Source organism: Priestia endophytica, assembly GCF_026790145.1.
GTDB lineage: Bacteria > Bacillota > Bacilli > Bacillales > Bacillaceae_H > Bacillus_I > Bacillus_I endophytica_A.
Genome location: NZ_JALAMS010000079.1, coordinates 236 through 8,939, shown reverse-complemented (window position 1 = coordinate 8,939; position 8,704 = coordinate 236). Strand labels below are relative to the sequence as shown.

Genomic DNA, 8,704 nt, shown 5'->3' with positions numbered 1-8,704 from the left:
TCTCAAAAACGGGGGTCAGTCCCGTAAAAAGCTGGATTTTTTTATCTTACTGCTCTGATTCCTCTTTCTCAAATCGAACCAGCGCTGCTTTGGCACGATCTCTAAGGGAGACTAAATTTTCCTCAACCTTTAAGAGATTTTCCTTTTTTTGAACGAGCAACTCAAGCTGTTCTTCGACAGTGTTTACTACTTTTCTTAACTTTTCTTTTTGTTCACTCGTACCTTTTACTTGCCTATAATCCGCTTTGCGAAGTTCCAATATATCGCTGAGTTTGATGAACTGCTGAAGTTCTTGAAGGGAAAAGCCCATTACTTCTTTTGCATTTGTGATTTTTTCTAGAAAATCGATATGTTCCTGAGAATATAACCTTATGCCACCTTTGCTTCGGGGAGGAGAGGGAAGAAGTCCAATTTGTTCATAATACCTGATCGTTCGTTTTGTTAAACCACTTTGTTTTGCCACATCATCTATTTTAAATTCGCTCATGATTTCGCTCCTACATTTATTCATTTCTCTCCTTACATTAACAGAGGAAAGGTTTTAGTTCAAAAGATATTATACTACAATCCGAAATTTTCTCAGAAAAAGGTAAACAGTTTAGGAAAAGGCTCTATTAATAAAACAATATAAATGTTTACGTTGACGTCAAGGTAAAAAGATTTTATACTGTTATTTGTGACAAGTATGAATAAATTTCTCAATTACCAAGGGGGTTAAAAAAGATCATAACGCAGAAGAATTTAAGCGAGTAGGTTAAATGCATTCTAAAAATAATGTATAAGGAGTTTTTTAAAATGAATTCAGAGCCAGGACAATCACTGAATGCCCAATACCAATCGGCTAAACAGCCAGTAGTTGTTTGGGTTATCTTTTTTGCGACTATTATTTCTTTTATGGGCTTAGGTTTAGTTGATCCAATTTTACCTGCCATTGCACAACAACTTGATGCAACTCCAAGCCAGGTTTCTCTGCTATTTTCAAGCTATAATTTGATTACAGGGATAGCAATGTTAATCACAGGGGTCGTTTCTAGTAGGATTGGCATTAAATGGACTTTATTAACTGGTATTTTATTTATTATTGTTTTTTCAGCATTAGCCGGTTCTTCAAATGGAATATGGCAAATTGTTAGTTTCCGAGGTGGATGGGGACTTGGCAATTCATTGTTTATTGCCACAGCATTATCTGCTATCGTAGGATTGGCGATTGGAAGTACTGCCAAAGCCATTATTTTATATGAAGCTGCTATTGGACTTGGTATTTCTGTAGGTCCGCTGCTTGGCGGAGAACTAGGATCAATCTCTTGGCGCGGGCCGTTTTACGGAGTAAGTGTGCTAATGATTATTGCCTTTCTTGCCCTTTTATTGAAAATGCCTCGTGTGGAAAAACCGAAAGTTAAAAGCTCTATTCTAGATCCAATTAAAGCTTTAAAATTTCCTGGGTTGTTTAGACTTGGTCTTACAGCTTTTTTATATAACATAGGATTTTTTACGTTAATGGCATATGCTCCATTTGTTATGGATTTAGATGAGCATGGTCTAGGCTATGTGTTTCTTGGTTGGGGACTTTGTCTTGCCTTGACTTCCGTCTTTATTGCTCCAAAGCTTCAAGTTAGATTTGGAACGGTCAAATCTATGTGTGCCATGTTAACTTTGTTTGCTTTCACTCTTTTAGCCATGGGAATTTGGACAGATTCAAAAACCGTCATTATTGTTTCCGTAATTATTGCAGGACTATTCCTAGGGACTAATAATACATTAATCACTACAGCGGTTATGCAGGTTGCGCCGGTAGAACGCGCTACAGCATCTGCAGCATACAGTTTCGTCCGTTTTATTGGGGGAGCTGTTGGACCTTGGCTCGCAACGAAGCTCGCTGAAGCATATTCCTCAGCTGTTCCTTTCTATACAGGTGCTGTATTTGTATTTTTAGGCGTACTGGTTGTTGCATTTGGGCGAAAACACATCGCACATGTAGACCAAGTCAGTGGCCATTAATGAAAACGTTCCTCGGGAAAAAGCGTAAACCCATTGAGTGACAACGGATTTACGCTTTTTCTTTTCCTATAGGTATCCTTTTACAAACAAGGTTTAGGGAAAAACTTTACTTGCAATTAAATGAGGATATCTTTTAAGTCATAAATAATCATGATGAATTGACGCCATATACAAGAAGTGGTATCTTTACTTCGTAGTATATTTAGTTTCCTATCTAAATAAATAACACTATAAAAAACATATATCATTAGGAGGCCATGCATGCGACAGTCTCAAGATAATCATATAGGCTATTTAATACAGCAAATTTCGCACCTTGTGATTCAACTTCATAATGAAAAGTTAGAAAGGGAAGGAGTGACCTCGTCCCAAGAACGTTTGTTAACACTCCTTTACATAAAGAATGGGGCTACTCAATCTGAGCTTCAGCAAGACTTACTCATTAAACCTTCATCTGTAACAAAATTAGTTGATGTATTAGAGCATAAAGGTTTAGTTACAAGGATGAGTGGAGATAAGGATGCAAGAGTGAAAAGAATACACCTAACAGAAAAGGGGAAGTTTCTCGAGGAACAATTATGGTTCATAAAGAATGAAATGGAAGCACAGATAGGAAAGAGTCTTTCCGAAGAACAACATTCGTCGCTAATTCATCTTTTGAATGTGGTGAAAAAAGACCTGCAGCAAAGTTAATTTGCTGCTAATTTTACATCTAAATATATTTAGTTAGGAAACTAAATCAGTAAAAAAGTGGGTGTGTAGATGATTAAAGATGTTAAAAAGATGATCGTTCTTTTATTTATTTTAAGTTTCTTTAATCCGATGGGAGGGACACTTGTTATCCCTGCTTTGCCGTTTATAGCAAAAGATTTTCATTTAAATTCATCTGAATCCAGTTGGGTATTTATCGGGTATGAAGTGATGCTTATCGTAGGCTCAGTTGTTTATAGTAGGTTAGCTCAAGCATTTAAATTAAGAACGTTACTATATGGATGTATTTTGCTCACAACTATCGGAGGGCTACTTGCTTTAGTTTCTTCTAACTTATTACTATTAATTGTAGCTAGAGTCACTCAGGGAATCGCACTCGGAGCTCCCATCCCATTAGCAATGCTCATTATTAATGAGTATTTCCCTAAGGAGGAACGTAAAAAAGGATTAACTTATATCGCATTAGCTATCTCTTTAGGAACAGGTCTGTCACCCATTATTGGAGGAGTTACAACAAGTTTATTTGGTTGGGAAAGTATTTTTATCGTCATTGCTTCTATGATTATTTTGTTACCTTTTGTTAGGTACATTCCTAATAATAAAGTTAAAAAAGGGAAAATCCCTTATATATCTATAAGTTTATTAACCATTACCTTTTTATTACTCCTATATGGAATACATGGCCATATTCTATTCTTAGGTATATCTGTTCTGACTTGGATCATTTTTGTAGTTATGAATAATAGGCAGAACCCAATAATCGATTTCAAAATTCTTAAGAATAAAATAGTGATAACGGTTGGTACCCTAAATTTTCTACTTATGATTACGATTAATTCATTATTTTTTTTAACTCCTATCTATTTAGAAGATTTAAATCATTTATCATCGATTGAGATTGGACTTACTTTATTCCCAGGTGCCATTTTAAGTATTTTATCCATGAAGTTAATAGAAGTTTGTTCTTCAAAATTTGGTAGTGTTACTTTCCTAGGTTCATCTATTTTCATCTTATTCATAGGATTATTAGTTTTAGTACTAAGTATTGGACACTCTGTCCTTTATACTTCAGGTGCCTTTTTATTCATTTACGTTGGTTTTGCTGCCGTGCAATCTGAATTAAGTAATTTTACCTCTGTACATTTGCCCTCCAACTTAATGTCGGAAGGTATAGGCATGTCTAACTTATTCTTCTTTATGGGAGCTACGTTTGGTCCGGCTTTAACAGGAGTTTTTCTAGATGAAAAGTTTACAATTTCAAATAAGATCATAACCTTTTCAACCTATCATATCGGTATCATAGGGATGGGGTTAATGGTCCTTGTCATGTTCTTCATCGTTATGTTAGCTATGAGAAGAAAAGAGGATAAAAGACAAAGTAACATACAGTATCATGCTTAATTATTAATCTGGTTAAACAACAATTGTAGTAAAACACTAGTTTTTTAGCCTGAGACATATTTTTAGTAGAAAAAATAAAGAACGGATTTCTATAAAAGAAATCCGTTCTTTTCTGAATCCAATTTTAAGTTTTTGTTCTAAATTACATTCAAAAGTTTAATAAGGATGGGTATATACCCTTGCTGAACGAAAAAGCCAGACGACACCTTTAATTCATCTGTTGTCTGGCTCCTTTTTTGCGAGAGTGTGAAAAATCGTAATTAAAGTCTAATCCTATTCTGGAATTCTTTCATATGCTAACTTCATAATAATATCTTTGTATTGAGGATACTTTGATAAAAGATCAACTTGTGTGAACAGTTCAAAGTCTTGGAATTCAAACCCCGGTGAAACCATACAACCTACTAGAGAGCAAGTATCTTCCTCCACTACAGACGATCCAAAGATTGAATTTTTTGGAACTAAAGCTTGAGGGACTTCTCCATTGTCCAAGTCCATACCTAATTTAATTTCTTCATATTCCCCATTTTCATGAATGATATGAATCGTTAAAGAACTTCCAGCGTGATAATACCATAATTCATCCGATTTTAAACGGTGAAAATGAGAGACATCATTTGATGTTAAAAGAAAGTAAATACTCGTATAGAGCTTTCGTTCACCTTCAAAATCAACAGTTAATTCCTGATCGGACGTACGTTCTTCTGATTCAAAGGTTCTTTTATAATATCCACCTTCTGGATGGGGGAGTAGTCCAAGTTTTGATACCCAATATTGTGCATTATTTTTCTTCATGGCAATCTTCCTTCCGCTTCCTCTATATCAAGCATTTTTATTCGTGCACTATTAATATAGCACGTATTGAAGAACTTGAATTTTATATTTAATAGAGGGTTTTACCCTAAAATTTTATTCATTTGTAAGATGATGTATTTAAATTACTTATATAGGAAATTAGATGTGTGAATTTACAAAAAATCAATAAGAAATTAAAATCTGGCTTACATAAAAATGATAGTTTTATATCAGTTATAAAAAATTTTGTGGGGGGAAGAACAATGGTCAAGCTTCGTAAAAAGATGATTGGACTAACAATAGCAGGAACAGTAGCAGTAGGTTCATTAGTTATAGGTAATAGCATAATGGATTATCCTGCGCAGGCAAAAAGTGAAACAAAGAAAAAGGGGAAGCAGCCTGAAAACGTGATTATGATGGTGATGGACGGGACAAGCTCTACAGCAACAACGTTAGCACGTTGGTACAAAGGTGAGCCTCTTGCAATGGATGAAATCATGACAGGTGGAGTCCGCACATACTCTGCTGAATCTGCAATTACAGACTCGGCTCCTGCTGGAACAGCACTAGCAACAGGAAACAAATCCAATTCTGGTTATGTTGGGGTGTTGCCTTCACTCGTTACATCACCAGGTTTAGAACAAATCAGTGAAGAAGACAAGTTCCGCCCTGTAGCGAATATAATGGAAGGGGCGGAGCGCACTGGACGTGCAACTGGTATTATTGCGACTTCTGAAATTCAACATGCTACACCAGCTGCTTTCTCAGCTCATCACGCTGATCGTGATAACTTTGAGGTGCTTGGTGAACAACAGGTTTACCAAGATATGGAGGTTGTTCTTGGAGGCGGAAAGGAAGCTCTTCAGCCTGGTACAGGTGAAAAGAGCCGTAAGGACAATGAGGACTTAATAAAAGTCATTCAAGAAAAAGACTATGATTTTGTTGAAACAAAAGATGAACTATTAAATTCAAAATCAAATAAAATTTGGGGTTCATTTTCTAATAGTGCTCTTGCTTATGATATGGATCGTGAGGAAACAAACCCTGAACAGCCAACACTTGCTGAAATGACAAGTAAATCAATTGAAACGCTTTCGAAAGATAAAGATGGTTTCTCTTTATTTGTAGAGGGAAGTAAGCCGGACTGGGCAGCACATGCGAACGATCCAATCGGAATGATTAGTGACGTGTTAGCCTTTGATGCAGCTGTTGCAGAAGCAGTAGAGTTTGCTAAAAAAGATGGAAATACAATGGTAATTTCTGTAACTGATCACGGGAACAGTGGTATTTCGATCGGTAATAGCAATACTACAAAAGGGTATGATACAACACCTGTAGCTAAATATATTGAGCCACTGAAAAAAGCGAAATTGACGATTGAAGGGGCAACAAGCAAGCTAAAAGATGACTTATCTAATCTAGAAGAAGTCGCAGCACTTTATGGCTTAGAGAATTTAACAACTGATGAAAAAGAAAAACTAAAAGCGGCAAAAACAAAAGAAGAGGTAGGACCAATCTTATCTAAACTATTAGCAAATCGCGCGAACCTCGGTTTTACAACTGGAGGCCATACAGGTGAAGATGTTTTCTTATATGCTTATGGTCCGCAAAAACCAACTGGTTTAATTGATAACACAGACATTGCTAAAACGGTGTCAAAAGCGATGGGCTTTGACTTAGAAGAATTAACGGATGAGTTATTTCTAGATGCTGAATCAGCCTTTAAAAAAGTTAAGGCGACAGTAAAGGTTGATAAGACAGATGAAGCCAATCCAGTACTTGTGGTTACACGTAAAAATTTAAGGGCTGAACTACCTGTTAACAAAGATATTATCCGTATAAAAGGAAAAGAATATAATTTAGACAGTATTATTGTAGAGAGCAATGGTAAATTCTATGTACCTGAAGAAGCAGTGAATTTATTTAAAAAACATGCTCGCTAAGTTACTAAGCTAAACGAACGAAGGAACTGCGCCTCAACTTTAATTAAAGTTGAGGCACAGTTCTTTTTATTTCTTGATATATACATATTTAGTTCACATCATGTGATTCTAGAAAATCATAAAATCCTTAAACTTGTTGGGTAGCAATGAGTTTGGGATTTTTATTTTTCTTGAGGTCTACTTTTACGGTCATTTTCATTGTATTGAAAAAACAACTAACTCATACGTAGGAGGAAATAAGTCAAAAGTTAAAGAGAAATATTTCAAATCTTCCTAATCTAAATCCTCTTAAAGAATATATGAAGAGATAGAGAATGCTTAGATCTTAACTTAATAAAGAATTCACATCATGTATTCATATTATTAAAAATCCTGATTATATAGGTAATTTACGACTTCAGTCTTACTTTTTTATAAGTCTAGAAATGGTTAATTTTCCATTATGAACCATATATAATGAATGTACATCATCTAATAAATGCTTGTTTATTCCAAAAGTAAGTTGTTTAGTATGTTAAATCATGCACTATTCTTTCACGATATATCATTGTTAGTTAGTAACCACTTGTATATAAGTAGCTAAATGGAAGGAGAGAAATAAAACTTATCATACAAATTTTAAATTATTGTCTATCCGAATGATATTAAACAGAGAGGAATTAAAATAATAAGATGAAAAAAATAAAAGGATTACTGAAATGGACAGGATTAAGTTTTGTATTATTACTCCTTATCGCTCTCTTTTTTCCCACCTGGACTGCCCATGTAAAAGGAAATAATAGTATAAATGCATTAGAACAAGTAGAGATAAATGGAAGTAGTCATGAAATTATGATACGGGATCACGATAAGAACAGTCCTGTTATTCTTCTTGTTCATGGAGGACCTGGAAGTTCGGAAATTCCGTATGCGAAGAAATATCAAGACTTATTAGAAAAGAACTTTACAGTTGTAAATTATGATCAAAGAGCAAGTGGGAAATCCTATCATTTTTTTGAGGACTATTCTAATCTTTCATCAGACTTACTAGTCGAGGACTTATTGGCGATAACCGATTATATATCAGAACGTCTTGGTAAAGAAAAAGTAATCCTTATTGGTCATTCTTATGGTACATATATAGGCATGCAGGCTGTCTATAAAGCACCTCAAAAGTATGAAGCATATGTTGGGATTGGACAAATGAGTGATACAGTCCAAAGTGAGCTTGACAGTTTAAACTACGTTATGAATAAGGCAAAAAAGGCTGAAAATACAAATGATATTTCAGCTTTACAAGGGGTAAGGGAAAAAATCATAAAAGGTGAGACATTTACCCCAAGGAATTTTGTACTCAAATATGGTGGGGGAGCAAGAGAAATTGATAGTCCAGATGGTGATAATCTAGGTATGTTGTTGAGCAGTGAGTATAACTTATTAGACGTGATCGGCTACAACTACGGGATATCCTATTCTCAAGAAACTTTATTAAAGGAAGTTTTAAAAGAGCCATTGCCTACTAAGATCACAGAACTTAAACTACCGTGTTATTTCGTGATGGGAAAATATGACTATATGACTTCGTCTCATGCTGCAAAAGATTATTTTGATAAACTTGAAGCTGATAACAAAGAGTTTATTGCTTTTAATCACTCCGCACACTATCCGCAATTTGAAGAGAAGGAAAAGTTTTATAAGTGGATGTGCGATACATTTCTAAAACACGAATAAAATGAAAAACCAAAAGACCATTATCCAAATTGGATATGGTCTTTTTAGGCCTTATACTTTTATGAACTTATTTTAAGTCGTTTTTTTATTTAGACATGGAAAACCTAGTTTATATACTATTTATACAAGGAGATGAGAGGAAGAGT

The 8,704-nt window shown here is 34.9% G+C and carries 7 protein-coding genes; 5 read left to right on the top strand and 2 right to left on the bottom strand.

Annotation, left to right across the window (positions count from 1 at the left end):
* Positions 1-46: 46 nt before the first annotated feature.
* Complete coding sequence (locus tag MOC86_RS27060; RefSeq protein WP_019392620.1) at positions 47-487, bottom strand: MerR family transcriptional regulator; 441 nt, start codon at positions 485-487, stop codon at positions 47-49.
* Positions 488-795: 308 nt separating this feature from the next.
* Between MOC86_RS27060 and MOC86_RS27055 the strand changes: the two genes are divergently transcribed.
* The 3 genes from MOC86_RS27055 to MOC86_RS27045 all read left to right on the top strand — a co-directional run bounded on the left by MOC86_RS27055 (position 796) and on the right by MOC86_RS27045 (position 4,110).
* A complete protein-coding gene (locus MOC86_RS27055; RefSeq protein ID WP_268586976.1) occupies positions 796-1,998 on the top strand; it encodes an MFS transporter in 1,203 nt (400 codons plus the stop codon).
* Between the two features lie 261 nt (positions 1,999-2,259).
* Positions 2,260-2,691, top strand: coding sequence for a MarR family winged helix-turn-helix transcriptional regulator (locus MOC86_RS27050; protein WP_268586975.1), 432 nt, complete (start codon positions 2,260-2,262; stop codon positions 2,689-2,691).
* A gap of 69 nt (positions 2,692-2,760) precedes the next feature.
* Positions 2,761-4,110 (top strand): MFS transporter, encoded by a 1,350-nt coding sequence (locus tag MOC86_RS27045; protein WP_268586974.1) that lies wholly within the window; start codon positions 2,761-2,763, stop codon positions 4,108-4,110.
* A gap of 273 nt (positions 4,111-4,383) precedes the next feature.
* Here the strand turns inward: MOC86_RS27045 and MOC86_RS27040 are convergent, their stop codons facing one another.
* Complete coding sequence (locus MOC86_RS27040; protein WP_268586973.1) at positions 4,384-4,905, bottom strand: cupin domain-containing protein; 522 nt, start codon at positions 4,903-4,905, stop codon at positions 4,384-4,386.
* A gap of 263 nt (positions 4,906-5,168) precedes the next feature.
* Here MOC86_RS27040 and MOC86_RS27035 point away from each other — a divergent pair, with 263 nt between their 5' ends.
* Positions 5,169-6,848, top strand: a complete 1,680-nt coding sequence (locus MOC86_RS27035) for an alkaline phosphatase (RefSeq protein ID WP_268586972.1) — start codon at positions 5,169-5,171, stop codon at positions 6,846-6,848.
* Between the two features lie 672 nt (positions 6,849-7,520).
* The gene (locus tag MOC86_RS27030) at positions 7,521-8,558 is read left to right on the top strand and encodes an alpha/beta hydrolase (RefSeq protein WP_268586971.1); all 1,038 of its coding nucleotides are present in this window, start codon (positions 7,521-7,523) and stop codon (positions 8,556-8,558) included.
* Positions 8,559-8,704 lie beyond the last annotated feature (146 nt).

Coding starts and splice junctions, on each gene's coding strand:
- MOC86_RS27060 (WP_019392620.1), bottom strand. CDS start 487: ATGAGCGAATTTAAAATAGATGATGTGGCAAAACAAAGTGGTTTAACA.
- MOC86_RS27055 (WP_268586976.1), top strand. CDS start 796: ATGAATTCAGAGCCAGGACAATCACTGAATGCCCAATACCAATCGGCT.
- MOC86_RS27050 (WP_268586975.1), top strand. CDS start 2,260: ATGCGACAGTCTCAAGATAATCATATAGGCTATTTAATACAGCAAATT.
- MOC86_RS27045 (WP_268586974.1), top strand. CDS start 2,761: ATGATTAAAGATGTTAAAAAGATGATCGTTCTTTTATTTATTTTAAGT.
- MOC86_RS27040 (WP_268586973.1), bottom strand. CDS start 4,905: ATGAAGAAAAATAATGCACAATATTGGGTATCAAAACTTGGACTACTC.
- MOC86_RS27035 (WP_268586972.1), top strand. CDS start 5,169: ATGGTCAAGCTTCGTAAAAAGATGATTGGACTAACAATAGCAGGAACA.
- MOC86_RS27030 (WP_268586971.1), top strand. CDS start 7,521: ATGAAAAAAATAAAAGGATTACTGAAATGGACAGGATTAAGTTTTGTA.